Source organism: Streptomyces sp. NPDC005374 (assembly GCF_042872225.1).
GTDB lineage: Bacteria > Actinomycetota > Actinomycetes > Streptomycetales > Streptomycetaceae > Streptomyces.
The window spans coordinates 377,552-393,135 of the sequence record NZ_JBIAKA010000007.1; the positions used below are offsets into that span (position 1 = coordinate 377,552).

The window sequence follows — 15,584 nt, forward strand, 5'->3', positions numbered from 1 at the left end:
CCGAGAGAGACCCCCATGCGCGCAACCGCGCCCACCCTCATCCTGACCGGCGGTCAGGTCCTCACCGTCGACCGCGACTTCACGGTCACCGAAGGCGTCGCCGTACGCGGCCGGGACATCGTCGCCACGGGCGATGACGCCGAGATGCGCGCCCTGGCCGGCCCCGGCACCCGGATCGTCGAACTCGGCGGCCGGACCGTCCTGCCCGGCCTCAACGACTCCCACCTGCACGGCGCCGCGTACGGCATGACGAAGCCGCCCTTCGCCATCGACGTAGGTCACCCGGCCGTGGGCTCGATCGCCGACATCACGGCCGCGGTGGGACAGGCGGTGCGGGCGGCCCGCCCGGGGGAGTGGATCGTGGGCCTGGGCTGGGACACGGGGTATCTCGCCGAATGCCTGGCCGACCCGTGGCGCTTCCCGCACCGCCGAGACCTGGACGCGGTCGCCCCGCACCACCCGGTGTGCCTGACGGACTTCTCCTCGCACATGGTGTGGGCAAACAGTGAGGCCCTGCGCAGGTGCGGCATCGACGGGGGCACCGCACCTCCGCCCGGCGGTGTCATCGACCACGACGCCGACGGCGGGCCGACGGGCATCCTGCGTGAGGCGGCCCAACGGCTCGCCCAGGTGGCGCTTCCCACCCCGACGATTCCCCAGCGCCGCCAGGCCATCCAGGGCGTGGTCCGCGAACTCCACGCGCGCGGCATCACCAGCTACACCGAACCCGGCCTCGGCCCCGGCGGCGCCGGCACCCTCTTCGGCGGACTGGACACCGACAACTGGACCGCGTACGCCGGTCTCGTGGCGGCAGGCGAACTCGACGCCCGGGTCAGTGTGCTGCTGCTGCCCGCTCCGATGGGCGGCTCGGCCGACGACCTGCGCAAGGGACTGGAGGAGCTGCGCCGCCCGGCGTCGGCGGATCCGCGCCGGCTGAACGCCATCGGCGTCAAGATCTTCGCCGACGGAGTGCCGCCGAACCGTACGGCCTGGATGAGCGAGCCCTACCCGGAGGGCGGCCACGGCGCCCTGTGCGTGCACGGCGACACTCCCGCGCTCCAGGTGGAGGAACTGCGCGACATGATCGGGATCGCACACCGGGCCGGGTTCCAGCTCGGCGTGCACGTGACCGGCGACCGGGCCATCGACACGGTGGTGGAGGCCTTCGTCGCCGCGAACACCGCCGCGCCCCGCCCGGACGCCCGGCACTACGTCATCCACGGCGACTTCATCGGCGCCGGCAGCCTGGCGAAGCTGGCCGCGCACGGCTACGGCGTCAACATGAACCCGGCCATCAAATGGACCATCTCCGACCTGATGGACGAGGTCGTCGGCCGCGAGCGCTCCGCGTATCAGTGGCCGGTGCGGTCCGCGGTCGACTCCGGTGTCCGGGTGTGCGCGAGTTCGGACGCGCCGATCACGCAGCCCGACTGGCGGCAGGGTGTCGCCGCGATGATGCTGCGCGAGTCCAAGGCCAGCGGCAGGACGAGCGGTCCCGAGCAGCGCGTGACCCTCGCCGAGGCCCTGCGCGCCTACACCGCCACGCCGGCGTGGCAGGACTTCGCCGACGACTGGAAGGGCACCGTCGAACCCGGCAGGGCGGCCGACCTGTGCGTACTGGACCGCCCGCTCCTGGACCTCGACCCGCACGAGATCACCGACGTACAGGTCGATCTCACCGTCTTCGACGGCACCGTGGTCCACGAACGCTGAACCCGAACTCGTAGCAGAGGAGGCACAGTTGACGCCCAACCCCCGCATGCTGCTCGTCCTGAGCGAGAACTGGACGCTGACCGGCGGCCGCGCCGACCTGCCGACGGCCGTGCGCTGGGCCCGCGAGGCCGAGGACGCCGGGTTCGACGCGGTCATGGTCAGCGAACACATCGTCCTCGGCCCCGACGCGGCCGCCAACGGCGTCATGGGCAACCCCCGCGGCTACGCGCTCCCCGGCAACCAGGACCCCTTCACCCCCTGGCCCAGCTCCCTGCTCCTGCTCGCGGCCGTCGCCTCGGTCACCACACGCCTGCGACTGGCGGCCGCGGCCGTCCTCGCCCCGCTGCGGCACCCGCTGCTGCTCGCCCGCGAACTCGGCACGCTCGACCTGATCAGCGAGGGCCGGCTGGTCGTCCAGCCGACGGTCAGCTGGAGCAGGGACGAGTACGACGCCCTGGGCGTGCCGTTCGCCCGGCGCGGGCGGCTCCTCGACGAGCACCTACGGGTCTGGGCCAAGGCATGGGGACCGTCGCCGTTCTCCCACGACAGCGAGCACTACCCCTTCCGGGACGTCTACTTCGAGCCGAAGGCGTACCGCCCCGAGGGTCCGAGACTGTGGTTCGGCGGCCAACGGCTGTACGGCCCCGTCCTGCGCCGCCTCGTCGAGCACGGCCACGGCTTCCACCCGCTCGGCCGTCCTGCCCCGGAGGACCTGCACACACTGAAGGAGGCGATGGGAGCGGCCGGCCGGGACACCTCCGAGCTGGAGATGATCGGCGGCACCGATCCCGTCTTCCCCGACGACCACGCGTCGGCCGACCTCGGAGCGGCCCTCGCCTCGATACCGGAGCAACTGGAGCGGGGCTTCACCACGTTCTGCGTCAAGCCGAACCAGTTCATCGACGACCCGGACGGCGTCGGGACGTTCTGCCGTGAGGTGATGCGGCGCGTGGAGGGCATGGTCTGAGGTGGAGGACGGCTCCCCCGTGTCGCGGCGTCCGCAGCACAGGAATTGGGGAAGGCGGCTGATCTCAGCCGACCGGGCGCACCGAATCACGGATCACGAGCTGTGTGCTCAGCACGACATGGTTGTCGGACGTGACACCGACCTCCCGCTCCAGCGCGAGGCGTACGGCGGTGCGGCCCAGTTCCTCGAAGGGGACACGGACCGTGGTGAGGGCGGGGGTCAGGTCGGCGGCGAAGGGGACGTCGTCGAAGCCGACCACGGAGACATCGCGCGGCACCCGCACACCGGCCTCGCGCAGGGCGGCCAGCGCTCCCAGCGCGACCATGTCGGAGCCCGCGAACACCGCCGTGAACCCTGCTTCCGCGCGCAGTGCCTCCCGGGTCCGTAGATAGCCCGACTTACGGGTGTAGTCGGCGGTGGTGTCCAACTCCTCGGCGTACGAGGCGCCGTGGGCCCGCAGGGCGTCCCGGTAGCCGAGGCGGCGCTCCTCCGAACTGCTGAAGCCGGGTGCGCCGCCGAGGAAGAGAACGCGTCGGTGACCGGCCGTGAGCAGATGCGCGGTGGCCTGGAAGGCGCCGCCGCGGTTGTCGTAGTCCACGACCGTGACCGGCCCGCCCCCGGGCAGCGGCGGCCGGCCGCACAGCACCAGCCGGGAGCCCGCGGAGTCCAGTGCCCTGGCGTAACCGGCCATACGGCGGTGGTAGGCGTCGTCCGTCACGGTGCCGCCGACGAGGACGACGGCCGCCGCGTGCTGTTCCCGCATCAGCTGGACGAGATCGCCCTCCCGCTTCGTGTCGCCCTTGGTGGAGCAGACCAGGCTGAGGCGCCCCCTGCCGCCGGCCTCCTCCTCGACGCCCGCGGCCACATGGGCGAGGGACGGTCCTGTGATGTCGTTCAGAACGAGGGCGACGGGTCCGGCGACCCGTCCGGAGAGCGCCTTGGCGTGGACGTTCACGACGTAGTGAAGGGAGTCGACGGCGGCCATGACCCGCTCCCGGGTGTCCGCGGAGACCGGGTAGTTACCGGCCAGCGTCCGGGAAACGGTTGCTACGGAGACACCGGCCTTCGCGGCGACGTCGCGAATCGTGCTGGGCCGGTCGGCCGGGTTCCTCTTCCGCTTAGCCCGCTTAGCCTTGTGGGCACCGGATGGGCCTTCTTCCTCGTCCGTCACAGCTCCGACGTTACTGCACGGGGTCGTCCCTGAGGGTGCCGGAACGAAATCATGCTCACCGCAGATCAGTAAACGTATTCCATACTAGAGACAGTTCGGTCCCCTGCTTCGGCACCCTGTTGTTCTCCCTCTGGGGCCTCGCCCCGCGTACCGATCGGATCCACGTGACGGACCACGTTCCCCTCTTTCACACGGACCTCGGGCCGACCCGTGCCCCCGCCCTGCTGCTGGTGCACGGCTGGGGCGGCGACGGCAGGGAGTGGTCCCCGCACACGGAGGCCCTGGCCGGACGGTTCCGTGTCGTCGTCCCGGATCTGCGGGGGCACGGGCGTTCGCCGGTGCCCGACGAGGACAACACGCCGGTGCACATGGCCGACGACCTCGCCGCCCTTGTCGGCTCCCTGGGCACCGGTCCGGTGATCGCCGTAGGGCACTCCATGGGCGGGCAGGTGGTCAACCTGTTGGCCGTACGGCATCCCTCGCTCGTGAGGTCGGTGGTCGCGCTCGATCCCGCGCACGGTGCGCACGGCGCCGAGGTGGACGGGATCCCGGACCGTCTCACCGCCTACCGGAGACGCGGGGCCCGCGAGGCCGCCGTTTTCGTGGCCGGGGCGTTCTCCCCGCACGCCCCGCAAGGCCTGCGCACAGCCCATGTCCGCACCATGCTGGGCACCCCCGACCACGTCATCGCCCAGGCGTACGCCGGCATGTACACCGAGCCGGGCGCGGTCGGCATCCGCCGGTACAGCGAGGCGTACCTCCGGCTGCGTACCCAGTCGGCGCTCACCGTGTGGACCTCGGAGGAAGCCGCCGGATGGGAACGCGGCACACTGCACGCGCCCGGCTCCCGTGTGGAGCACTGGCCGGACTCCGGGCACTACCTGCACGAGGAACACGTCGACCGCACGATCCGGCTCCTCGCCGACTGGGCGGACCGGGCGGTCGACGACTGACCTCGGTCAGCTCGGCTTCAGGACGAGCGCCTGGCCGCCAGCCGGGGCCATGGCCACGCTCAGGGTGGTCCCGGAGGTGACGGTCCGGGTGCTGACCACCACCGGGGTCTGGTACGGGTTGATGCCCGGGGTGCCGTCGGCGTAGACGGTCGCCGTGAAGGATCCGCTTCCCAGGAACGACAGGGGGAGCGACAGGGTCCGGGACGTCTCGTTGGTCATGGCGCCCAGATACCACGTGTCCCCGTGGCGACGGGCGACGGCCACGTACTCGCCGATCGACCCCGCCAGGGTCCGGCTCTCGTCCCAGGTCGTGGGAACGGCGTTGAACCAGGGCAGCCCCGGCCAGTTCGCGGGGTTGGCGTACTTGGACGGCTTGTCGTACCAGAAGAGGAAGTTGAGGGGCTGGTAGTACACCGCGGCCATCGCCATCTGGTGCGCGTTGGTCGTCTTGTCGCGGGACTGGCCGTAGCAGATGGTGTAGTCGAGCGGCCCGCCGATGTTGCGGGCGAAGGGCAGCGTCACGTTGTGGGTGGCGGTCGGGAACTGCTCGTTGCCGCGGACGCCCTCCAGGCTGATCCAGTTGGGGTAGGTGCGCTCGTAGCCGAACGGCCGGACGTCGTCGTGCATGTCGATCAGCAGCTCGTACCTGGCGGCCGCCTTCGCCCAGTCGGTGATCTGGTTCGTCATCGTCTGCGTGCCGTCGTTGATGAAGCCGAGCTTGATGCCCTGGACACCCCAGCTCTTGTAGAGGGCGAAGAGGGAGTCCGCGTCGGTCAGGGCGAGCCGGTTGACGTAGAGGAAGACACCGACGCCCTTGCCCGTGGCGTACGAGATGACCGACGGCAGGTCGATGGCCGCGATGGGCGTGGTGGCGTCGACGGTCGTGAACTCGGGGCCGTACCAGCCGGCGTCGTACTCGATGTACTCCAGCCCCCGGGCCTCGGCGAAGTCGACGCCCGCGAGTCCTGCGGCGGTGGTGAGCTCGCAGCGGAAGACCTTGCCCGGCTTGATCCACGAGGTGTCGGTGAGGGCGTTGGGCGGGGCCAGGTTGAGCGCCAGCTCGGCGTTGTCGACCAGTTCGGCGTGGGAGGAACCGATTACTATCGCGCGCCACGGTGTGGCGAACGGGGTCGTGACCGTGCTGGTCGTCTCGACCGCACCGGTGCCGCGGGCGGTGTGCTCCATCAGGAACGCGGACAGGGTGCCGGGCTGCCCGTCCACCGAACTCAGCATCAGGCGGGGGAAGTCCAGCCGCGAGGACTCGCAGACGCAGGCGATGAGCCCGTCCGCGAGGGTGGCGGTCAGCGGCAGGTCGGTCAGCGGGCCGTTGTCCGTGGTGGAGGTGCCGGTGACCGGGATCGAGCCCGGTGCCACCGGAAGGTAGGCGTTCTCGTCGCGGGCGCTGTAGACGGTCGTGCCGTCGGGGAAGGCGAACGTGGTGAGTTCGTCGGAGACGGAGAGCGTGCCCTCGTCGAGGAGGAGGTAACGCAGGGCGACTCCGGTCCTGTAGGCGCGGATCTGCACGCCGAAGCGGATCCCCGAGGCGTTGTCCCGCAGGTCCCAGCGCTGCTCCTGGTAGTGGTCGGTGACGGTGGCGTTGCGGCCGTACACCGGGGACCAGGTGGTGCGGCCGCCCCCGGGCCGGCTCCGCCGCACCGTCACCCCGCTGCCGAGGACGGTGCCGTCGCTCAGCGCGAGGCCCAGAGCGGACGTGTCGACGACCGTCCTGCCCTTGTGCTGGACGGACCACCGCAGGGCCCCGTCCACCACCGACACCGTGATGGCGTTGCCGCCCATGCGCGCGGTCGCGTCGCAGCCGGAGTGTCCTGCGGCGGCCGCGTGCGCCGGTTGCGTGGCGGCCACCCCCGCCGCGGCCAGGCCGACGGTGACGGCCGTGCCCTTGAGCACTCCTCGACGCGACAGCGCTCCCGGGCTGCCGTTCCCGCCCGGCGCGGGCTCTTCCCGGTCCTTCGTGGTTCTCATGGTGGGAGGGGCCTCTCCGTTGAGGGCCGCGCGGTGGCGCGACTGGACCGAACGACACGACGACATGGGGGACGAGGATGTGGAGTAAACGTTTTCTGCCGAGGAAAGTTGTACGCGGCGAAGGAAGCCGGGGTCAATACCCGCGGTCGCCGAACCGACCCCCAGGAGGATCGAGGCGACCGAGTGCGGTTCGTGAACCCCGCACCTGGGCACGCGGCTCGGCGACACTGATCGGGTACCTGCCACCTGTTCCGAAAGGAGCAACAACCATGCGCTACCGCACTCTCGGCAGCTCGGACCTGAACGTCTCGGAGATCTCGCTCGGGTCCTGGCTCACCTACTCCGGCGGCGTCGAAGCGGACGCGACCCGTGCCTGCACCGAGGCGGCGTTCGACGCGGGCATCAACTTCTTCGACACCGCCAACGCCTACGGACGGGGAGCCGCCGAGACGGCCTGGGGCGAGATCCTCTCGGCCCACCCCCGCGACAGTTACGTCCTGGCCACCAAGGTCTTCTTCCCGATGTCGGACGACCCGGCCGACCAGGGCCTGGCCCCCGCCCAGATCGCCAAACAGATCGACGCCTCCCTCACCCGCCTGAGGACCGATTACGTCGACCTGTACCAGGCGCACCGCTTCGACCCCACCGTCCCGATCGAGGACACCCTCGAGGCGTTCCAGAAGGTCGTCGAGCAGGGCAAGGCCCGCTACCTGGGCTTCAGCGAGTGGACCCCCGAGCAGATCCGGGCCGCCGTCGACATCGCGGGACCCGACCTGTTCGTCTCCTCCCAACCGCAGTACTCCATGCTGTGGCAGGCCCCCGAGGCCGAGGTCTTCGATCTGTGCGCGGCCGACGACATCTCCCAGATCGTCTGGTCACCGCTCGCCCAGGGCGTGCTCACCGGCAAGTACAAGCCCGGACAGCCCGTACCGGAGGGGAGCCGGTTCGCCTCCGCGGACATGGCCGTCTCCCAGGACCTCGTCTACAGCGACGCCACCCTCGAAGCGGTCCAACGCCTCGTTCCCCTCGCCGAGGAGGCCGGGATGAGCATGGTCACCCTCGCCCTCGCCTGGATCCTGCGCCGCCGCGAGGTTGCCTCCGCGATCGTCGGCGCCTCCCGCCCCGAACAGGTCCACAGCAACGCCGCAGCCTCCGGTGTGGAGTTGTCCGACGACCTGCTGAAGGCGATCGACCAGGCCCTCGGCGACGCCCCCGTCACCGAACCGACCCTCGCCCCCGCCGCACGGACCGGGGTCAAGCACCGCTGACCTCACGAGGCCGACCTGTCGACGGAGCCCGGGGCCCGCGTATCGCGGCTGTGGCGTGGAGCCGGCCGGACTTCCCGTGGAACGGGGCGCTCGACGGCGCGCGGTGGTAGAACGAGGCTGTGATCGGCAGTGGGGGGCCGCTGCGGCCGTAGGGCGGGCCGAACGAGGGCCCGTGAGAGGGGAGTTGGGCATGACGGCAGGGAACATCGACGATGTCGTGGACGGGCTAGCCAAGGTCGTGGAGGAGGCCGCACGCGCCGGCGACCGGGTCGGGTACTTCGCGGCGCTCTACCGGCAGGTGACCGTCGCGGTCCGCACCGCCATCCACGACGGGCGGTTCGACGACGGTGAGCGAATGGACCGTTTCGACACGCTGTTCGGCAACCGCTACTTCGACGCCTACGACGCCTGGCGCCGCGACAGGAGCGGGCCGCGTTGCTGGCGCGAGACGTTCGGGCTGCTCGACGACAGCGACACCGTCATCGTCCAGCACCTGATACTCGGGGTGAACGCGCACATCAACCTCGACCTGGCCGTCGCCGCCGCGCGGACGAGCCCGGGCGAGGACATCCACGCGATGCGTCGCGACTTCCTGCTGATCAACGACATCCTCGCGGGCGTGGTGCTGAAGGTGCAGGACTCCGTCGACACCCTGTCGCCGTTCATGTCGCTGCTGGACCAGGTCGGAGGCCGCGCCGACGAATGGATCCTCGACTTCAGTGTCCGTCAGTCCCGGGAAGAGGCGTGGTACAACGCCGTCCTGCTGGCCGGCCAGAACGAAGCGGAGCAAGAAGCCACCATCGAGCGGCTCGACATCCGGGCCGCCGTACTCGCGCGGTTGATAGCGCGCCCGAGCGGCCTCGTCAGGCCGGCCCTGGAGCTGATCCGCAGAACCGAGAGCGGTGACGTGTCGGCCGTCATCACTCATCTGGACAACGCCATGCAGCGCTCCGCCGCCCGGTAGGCGCGACGGGGCGAGTTCCTGGGGACCGGCCGTCCGGCAGCCCACTGCGCGGCCGGCCCCTGGACCCCCCACCGCTGGTCGAGGTGGGGGGCATAGGAACTGACCTCCTATTCGGTCCATTCGGTCTATTCGGTGCGCAGAGCGGTGGCGGCGCGGGCGCTGGCGGCCCAGCCGGCGGGCAGAAGCGCGCCCAGGGCGGCGATGAGCAGGCCTCCGAGTGCCGGCGACAGCAGTTCGGCGCCGTGATAGACGGAGATGACGGAGTCGGGGAGGCGGAGCCCCGCACTGTCGCCCATCGCGGGGATCACCCGGCCGTGCAGGGCCACGCCGAGCGGCACACCCAGTGCGCCGGCGACCAGGCCGGTCACGGCGACCGAGGTGAGGACCATCACGACGGTCTGCCGGGGGGTCATGCCGAGGGCCTTGTGGATTCCGAGTTCCCGGACGCGCTCGCGGGTGTCGAGCAGCACACCGTTGAGGACGCCGAGCGCCGCGACGGCCACGAGCATCAGCGTGAGGATCGCGGACAGCGCGTTGAGCGTGACGACCGAGTCGCCGCCGGCGTCGAGCCCGCCGGGCCGGGCGGTGACGCCGAGGGGAGCCAGGCCCCGTTTCAGCGCGTCGACGTAGGCGGTGACGTCGGTGCCTGCCGTGACGGCGATGTGATGGCTCGACTCCGTCAGGTCGGGATGCGCGGCCGTCAGCGTCGAGGCATCGGTGAAGACCTGCATGCCGTCGTTGCGCGGGTCGAGCACCTCACCGACGATCCGGACCGTGACCGGCTCGGCGAGACCGCTCAGGGCGACGGTGTCGCCGAGCCGGGTGCCGGTGGCGGCGAGGAAGGGGGTGGGGACCACGGCCTCGCCGGGCCTGTGGATCCAGCGGCCCGAGACCATCGTGTAGCCGCCCCAGGACGCGTCGCCGGTGAAGGCGATCACGTCGATGGTGCCGGTCAGGCCGGACACGGTCGTGCGTACCGTCGCGGCACTGTAGTACTTCGCGGTTCCGGCGGTGGCCTCGATGACCGAGGCCACCGCGGCGGGATCGGTTTCGGGCTGCTCCCCGGAGCCGGAGTCGGGGCTGGGGCCTGGGCCTGGGCCTGAGTCGCGCTCGGAGCCGGGTCCCTGGGGCCCGAAGTCCGGCAACGGCGCGGGCACGACGACATCGGCGACATCGTGGGCCTTGGCTTTCATCACCTGGCCGAGCGAGGCGCCCATCCCCACGGTGAACGTGACGGCGATGGTGCCGAACAGGATCGCCGTGCCCATCGCCAGCGCCCGGGCGGGCCGCACGAAAGGCCGGGCCAGGCCCAGGGCGACCGGCCGCGGCAACGGCAACCGTCCTGCCGACCGCACCGCCCACCGGCCGCGCCCCGCCGAACCGCCGCGCCCTACGGCGAGCGCGTCGACCGTACGCAGCCGGCCTGCCCGCCAGGCTGCCGCCCACGCGGTCGCCGCCACCAGGCCGAGCACCCCGGCGATCACTGCCAGGTCGACCCAGGGGGTGACGGCCATGGATGTGCTGCCGTAGATCTCCCCGGTGTCGGCGAGTACGGGAACGGCGAGCAGGTGGCCGACGAGGACACCGAGGGCCGTACCGGCGGCGGCCGGGATCAGCGCCTGGCCGACGTAGGCCCGAACGACCTGGTCGGGGGTGAAACCCACGGCCTTGAGGATGCCGATTCGGCGGGTTCCGGTGCCGACGGCCGACGCGACGACGTTGCCGACGATGAGCACCGACATGACCAGGCCCAGGGCGCCGAACGCCATGAGGAAGGGGACGTAGAGGGCGGTGTCATGCTCCGCGGTCTTTCTGACGGTGAGCCACGACTGTTTGCCGACGGCCGCTCCAGGCGGCAGGGATGTGGTCACGGCCGCGCCGCCCGCGGTGATCCGAGCGGCGGTGTCCGCCTCGGTGAAGCGGTAGAGCATCTGGTAACCGCCGCTGCCGGGCGCGGTGAGCGCCGGCATCTGGGACGGCACCACCCAGGCGTCGGCGGTCTGCGTGACCGAGCGGGCCACACCGACCACCGTCAGCGTCGGGGCGCCGGACAGACCGGGGAAGGAGATCTTCGTGCCCAGGGTCGCGATGAGCGAGGAGCCGGCGGACAGCACCATCTCGCCGGGCCGCGTGGGCCACCGCCCGTCGAGCAGGGCCACCTCGTCCACGTCCCCGCCGGGACCACTGCGGCCGACCACCGTCATCGGCCACCCGGGGCCCGCCCCGTCCGACCGCGGGACGACCGTCGCGGTACGGAACGGCCCGGCCGCACCGCTCACCCCAGCGGCGTTCCCCGACCTCGACAGCTGTCCGGCACCGACCTCGCCCGCATCGAACTGCACGGCCAGATGCGCGCCGTGCTGCCTGGCGAAAGCGTCGTCGAAGGGCGCGCCGGAGACCATGAGCAGCGATCCGCCGAGGACGGAGGCGGCCACCGCCATCATCGTGGCGAGCCCGATCACCAGCGTCTGCACCCGCCGTCGCCCCACCCCCGAGCGCACCACCTTGCCGAGCGCACTCATCGAACCGCCTCCGAGCCGACGGCCTCCGACGGGACGCCCCGCGATCGGACGTCCTCGATGATCCGGCCGTCGGCGATCCGGACCGTGCGCTGCGTGCACGACCTCGCCAGAGCCAGGTCGTGGGTGACCACGACGATGGTCTGCCCCTCGGCATTGAGGTCGCTGAGCAGTGCGCTGACGTCCTGCCCGGCGGCCGTGTCCAGGGCTCCGGTCGGCTCGTCGGCCAGGAGCAGCGCCGGCCGGTTGATCAACGCCCGTGCCACCGCGACGCGTTGCCGCTCGCCACCGGACAGCCGGGCCGGAAAGGCGTGGGCGTGCCGGTCGATGCCCAGCAGCTCCAGGAGTTCCGCGGCCCGGCGGTCCGCCGCGCCCCGTGCCGTGCCCGCGAGGCGCGCGGGCAGGACGACGTTGTCGGTGACGGTCAGATCGTCGAGCAGGTTGAAGAACTGGAACACCATGCCGATCCTCGACAGTCGATAACGTGCCGATCCGGCTTCGCCCAGCCGGTCCACCCGCACCCCGTCCACGGTGACGGTCCCCGTGTCGGGCCGGTCCAGACCCGCGATCAGATGGAGCAGCGTGGACTTGCCGCTGCCGGAAGGGCCGAGGATCGCGACGGCCTCGCCGGGCCGCACGGTCAGCGACACCTCGTGCAGGGCGGGCGGACCGTCGTCGTACCGGCGGCTCACCTCGCGCAGTTCGATCACCGGCATGGTCATGAAGGGCTCCTCGGATGTGGGCGGTGGTCGGCTGCGTGAACGCTAGGAGCGGGGCCGGGCCGCGCGCGTCGCCCGCTCGAACCCCTTGCGGTACCGCGCTGGGTCGAACCCCGAGAACGTCATCCCTGCGATGTAGGCGGGTGATGCAGCCGGTGCGACGCACATGACCACCAGGACGGACTCCTCAGGTCCGCGTGGCGGCGAGAATGATCCGGTGAAGGAGTTACGCACGACGCCGACACGGCTGCGGGACACCGCCCGCCGGACGCTCCGTGATGTCGGGCTTCCGAGTGGTCCACCGCTGCAACCCACCAGGGGCGCAAGGCAGTTCGACGCGTCGGTGGCCCTGGTGCTCGGGATCACCACCGTCTACTACGGCATCGACAACGCCGACAACGTCGTCATCCGTGAGATCGCACCCGGTGTCGAGGGCGTCGTGCCACGCCCGTCCGGCCCCGGCGGCATGGCCTTCATGGTGGCCCTCGCCGTCATCGCCTCGGGTGCCCTGGCGCTGCGCCGCCGCTACCCGCTCGCCGTGCTGTGCGTCGTGACGGCCGCGACACTGGCGACCCCGCAGAGCGTCCTGCGGCTGACCTTCTACGCGTTCGTCATCGCCGTCTACAGCGCCGCCGTGTACAGCCCGTACCGGGTGGCGACCCTGGCCGCGCTGCCGGTGTCGGTCGTCCTGGTCGGGACCTCGGGGAACTCGGTGACACCGATCGTCCCCAACGAGTACATCGCCCTGCTGATCCTGTGCCCGATGGCCGTGGCCGCCGTAGGCCTGCGGACCTGGAAACTCCGCACCGACGAGGGCCGCACGCGGCTGTCCGCCCTGCAGGGCGAACAGGCCGAGGCGCTGCGCCGGGCCGTCGAGCACGAGCGGGCCAGGATCGCCCGCGAACTGCACGACGTCGTCACCCACAACGTCAGCGTGATGATCATCCAGGCCGGTGCCGCCCGCAAGATCATGCACACCTCTCCCGAGGAGGCCGGCGAGGCGCTGCTCGCCGTCGAGGCCGGTGGACGGTCGGCCATGACCGAGCTGCGCCATGTGGTGGGACTGCTCACCATGACCGACGACAGCGCGGAGACGGACGGCGGCGCGGACCTGGCGGACACGGCGGGCGAGCTGGCTCCGCAACCCGGCCTGGACCAGCTGGATGCGCTGCTCGGCCGGGTCCGGGACACCGGACTGCCGGTCGACCTGACCGTGACCGGCCGGCCCCGCCCCCTCCCGCCCGGCCTCGAACTCGCCGCCTACCGCGTGGTCCAGGAAGCCCTGACCAACACCGTGAAGCACGCGTTCGGCGCCACCGCCGTCGTACGGGTCGAACACGGCCCGGAACTGCTCCGGGTGGAAGTCACCGACACCGGTGGCCGGCCGGGAGCGGGAGCCGCCGCCGGAAGCGGCCGGGGCCTGATCGGCCTGCGCGAGCGGCTGGCCGTCTACGACGGAACCCTCCACGCCGGCCGCCGCCTGACCGGCGGCTACCGTGTGGAGGCCCTGATCCCCTTGGAGACACCGTGACCGAGCCGCTGCGTGTGCTCGTCGCCGACGACCAGACCCTGGTGCGCACCGGATTCCGGTTGATTCTCCGAGCCGACGGCATCGACGTCGTCGCCGAGGCGACCAACGGGGCCGAAGCCGTCGAAGCGGCTCGCCGCACACGCCCCGACGTGGTCCTCATGGACGTCCGGATGCCCGAGATGGACGGACTGGAGGCCACCCGCCGCATTCTCACCGGCGACACCGGCGACACCGGCGACACCGGCGCACCCCGCGTCATCATCCTGACCACCTTCGACCTCGACCGGTACGTCTACGCCGCCCTGTCCGCCGGGGCCAGCGGCTTCCTCCTCAAGGACGTCACGCCCGAGCATCTGACCGCGGCCGTCCGCATGGTGCGTACCGGTGACGCTCTTCTCGCGCCTGCGATCACCCGCCGCCTCGTGCAGCGATTCGCCGGCGGCGAGCATCGGCACGGCACCCCGGGCGCCGGCGACACCGCCGTCCTCCACCGCGACCTCGCCCCGCTCACCCCGCGCGAACTGGAGGTCCTCGGCCTGCTGGCCCGAGGGCTGAGCAACGCCGAACTCGCCGGTCGCCTCCACCTGGCCGAGGCGACCGTCAAGACCCACGTCGCCCGCATCCTCGCCAAGCTCGGACTCCGTGACCGTGTCCAGGCCGTCATCGTCGCCTACGAGACCGGACTGGTCAGCGCCGGTGCACACGAGGCCGCCCAGCAGTTCACGGAGCGGACGTGAACCGTGGGTGCGGACTCGGCGATGAATTCCGGCCGGGCCGCGAGTCCGTACCGGTGACCGTCGTAGGACGCCGTACGACGGTCACCGGCGAAAGACATCTCGGAGGACACCATGACGCCCGCTCCGGACAACCCGGCCACCGCACTGCCCGGCCGACCGCCCGTCGTCGACCCGGCCACCTGGCAGAACGCCCGTGACGAGCTGCTGCTGCGCGAGAAGGCCCACACCCGTGAGGGCGATGCCATCGCCGCGGCCCGCCGCCGGCTGCCGATGGTGGAGTTCGACGGGACGGTCGAGGTCACCGGCCCCGACGGCCCGGTGCCGTTCCTGGACCTGTTCCAGGGCCGCGACGAACTCGTCGTCTACAAGCACATGTGGTACGACGGCGCACCGCACCAGGGCCAGTGCGAGGGCTGCACCACCACGGCCTGGCACCTGAAGGACGCCGTCTATCTCAACGCCCGTGACGTCTCGTTCGCCGTCCTGACCACGGGCCGCCCGGACGAGTTGGCCTCCTATGTCGGCTTCATGGGCTACACCGAGCCCTGGTACTCGGTGCGGGACGTGGACGCGCCGATCGGTGGCGACATGGGCCATCTCACCTGTTTCCTGCGCGATGGCGACCGCGCCTTCCTCACCTACTCCACCACCGGCCGCGGCAACGAGCGGGTCAACAGCTCCCTCGGCCTGCTCGACATGACGCCCTACGGCCGAGGAGAGGCCTGGGAGGACACCCCCGAGGGATGGCCCGAGGGGCGCGACGCCTGCTGGTCCTGGCGCTCGGACGCGGACGGAGCCGCCGGCTGGGGACCGACCAGCCGCCCCGTACCGCAGTGGACCCGCCCGGGCGCGACGCCCGTGCAGACCCTCGGCCGACACGGTCCCCACCACTGACGCGCCCTCGCCGGAGCGACCGGCGAAGCGGCCAAGGACCCGGCACGACTCGCCGCCCCCTGGTGATCCGACATCCACGGCCGGGCCCCGTCCTGCGGGCGTTGCGTGATTGACGCCCCGGCGGGCCCTGCCTACCGTCGGCCCAACACGTCTGCAACACATCTG

At 71.6% G+C, this 15,584-nt stretch carries 12 protein-coding genes; 8 read left to right on the top strand and 4 right to left on the bottom strand.

All coding sequences use genetic code 11. The annotated features are described in order from the left end of the window. Positions 1-15 precede the first annotated feature (15 nt). Both ACFYRX_RS20290 and ACFYRX_RS20295 read left to right on the top strand, forming a co-directional pair. A complete protein-coding gene (locus ACFYRX_RS20290) occupies positions 16-1,713 on the top strand; it encodes an amidohydrolase (RefSeq protein WP_389101426.1) in 1,698 nt (565 codons plus the stop codon). 28 nt (positions 1,714-1,741) lie between these two features. After that, positions 1,742-2,680, top strand: coding sequence for a TIGR03619 family F420-dependent LLM class oxidoreductase (locus ACFYRX_RS20295; protein ID WP_389101428.1), 939 nt, complete (start codon positions 1,742-1,744; stop codon positions 2,678-2,680). A gap of 64 nt (positions 2,681-2,744) precedes the next feature. On the opposite strand, the gene ACFYRX_RS20300 is transcribed toward ACFYRX_RS20295, so the two are convergent. Then, positions 2,745-3,764: a LacI family DNA-binding transcriptional regulator gene (locus ACFYRX_RS20300; RefSeq protein WP_389101661.1), complete on the bottom strand. Its 1,020-nt coding sequence runs from the start codon at positions 3,762-3,764 to the stop codon at positions 2,745-2,747. 251 nt (positions 3,765-4,015) lie between these two features. Between ACFYRX_RS20300 and ACFYRX_RS20305 the strand changes: the two genes are divergently transcribed. Next, positions 4,016-4,804 (top strand): alpha/beta fold hydrolase, encoded by a 789-nt coding sequence (locus ACFYRX_RS20305; RefSeq protein WP_389101430.1) that lies wholly within the window; start codon positions 4,016-4,018, stop codon positions 4,802-4,804. A 6-nt stretch (positions 4,805-4,810) separates the two neighbouring features. Here the strand turns inward: ACFYRX_RS20305 and ACFYRX_RS20310 are convergent, their stop codons facing one another. Beyond that, positions 4,811-6,787, bottom strand: coding sequence for a glycoside hydrolase family 97 catalytic domain-containing protein (locus ACFYRX_RS20310; protein ID WP_389101432.1), 1,977 nt, complete (start codon positions 6,785-6,787; stop codon positions 4,811-4,813). Between the two features lie 269 nt (positions 6,788-7,056). Here ACFYRX_RS20310 and ACFYRX_RS20315 point away from each other — a divergent pair, with 269 nt between their 5' ends. Together ACFYRX_RS20315 and ACFYRX_RS20320 are read left to right on the top strand one after the other, a co-directional pair. Further along, positions 7,057-8,055, top strand: a complete 999-nt coding sequence (locus ACFYRX_RS20315) for an aldo/keto reductase family protein (RefSeq protein WP_389101434.1) — start codon at positions 7,057-7,059, stop codon at positions 8,053-8,055. A 190-nt stretch (positions 8,056-8,245) separates the two neighbouring features. Next, a complete protein-coding gene (locus ACFYRX_RS20320) occupies positions 8,246-9,019 on the top strand; it encodes a DUF5995 family protein (RefSeq protein WP_389101436.1) in 774 nt (257 codons plus the stop codon). Between the two features lie 125 nt (positions 9,020-9,144). On the opposite strand, the gene ACFYRX_RS20325 is transcribed toward ACFYRX_RS20320, so the two are convergent. Both ACFYRX_RS20325 and ACFYRX_RS20330 read right to left on the bottom strand, forming a co-directional pair. Beyond that, a complete protein-coding gene (locus ACFYRX_RS20325) occupies positions 9,145-11,541 on the bottom strand; it encodes an FtsX-like permease family protein (protein ID WP_389101438.1) in 2,397 nt (798 codons plus the stop codon). Continuing rightward, a complete protein-coding gene (locus ACFYRX_RS20330) occupies positions 11,538-12,260 on the bottom strand; it encodes an ABC transporter ATP-binding protein (RefSeq protein ID WP_389101440.1) in 723 nt (240 codons plus the stop codon). Before ACFYRX_RS20330 ends, ACFYRX_RS20325 begins: the two co-directional genes overlap by 4 nt. A gap of 163 nt (positions 12,261-12,423) precedes the next feature. On the opposite strand from ACFYRX_RS20330, the gene ACFYRX_RS20335 reads away from it, so the two are divergent. The 3 genes from ACFYRX_RS20335 to ACFYRX_RS20345 all read left to right on the top strand — a co-directional run bounded on the left by ACFYRX_RS20335 (position 12,424) and on the right by ACFYRX_RS20345 (position 15,419). Then, complete coding sequence (locus ACFYRX_RS20335; RefSeq protein WP_389101442.1) at positions 12,424-13,788, top strand: sensor histidine kinase; 1,365 nt, start codon at positions 12,424-12,426, stop codon at positions 13,786-13,788. Continuing rightward, positions 13,785-14,525: a response regulator gene (locus tag ACFYRX_RS20340; RefSeq protein WP_389101444.1), complete on the top strand. Its 741-nt coding sequence runs from the start codon at positions 13,785-13,787 to the stop codon at positions 14,523-14,525. Before ACFYRX_RS20335 ends, ACFYRX_RS20340 begins: the two co-directional genes overlap by 4 nt. A 111-nt stretch (positions 14,526-14,636) precedes the next feature. Next, positions 14,637-15,419, top strand: coding sequence for a DUF899 family protein (locus ACFYRX_RS20345; protein WP_389101446.1), 783 nt, complete (start codon positions 14,637-14,639; stop codon positions 15,417-15,419). Positions 15,420-15,584 lie beyond the last annotated feature (165 nt).